Annotated in this window: 1 pseudogene; it reads left to right on the top strand. The window is 52.5% G+C overall.

Going from position 1 to position 236, the window contains the following annotated elements:
• Nucleotides 1-180: pseudogene (locus EOD29_RS36900) on the top strand (ABC transporter ATP-binding protein); the annotation flags it as partial.
• Between the last annotated feature and the right edge of the window lie 56 nt (nt 181-236).

Raw genomic sequence — 236 nt, 5'->3', positions numbered from 1 at the left:
GTCGCCAGCCAGATCTGCGACGAAATTGCTGTGATGCAGAAGGGCCGGGTCGTCGAGCGCGGCCCGCCGTCTCAGATTTTCCTGAAACCGCAATCCGATTACACGCGTGAGCTTGTGGCAGCAATCCCAGGAGAACGAAGCAGAGACAATTGCGAAAGTGTAATCGGCTCACGGCAGTAGGTTCCTAATGAGCAAAAAGAGAGGGAATGAAATGACAAAAGAGTCTACGACCAAAA

Origin of the sequence: Mesorhizobium sp. M1A.T.Ca.IN.004.03.1.1, from assembly GCF_003997555.1 — a bacterium.
Classification (GTDB): Bacteria; Pseudomonadota; Alphaproteobacteria; order Rhizobiales; family Rhizobiaceae; genus Mesorhizobium.
This window is presented reverse-complemented; position numbering and strand designations above follow the sequence as displayed.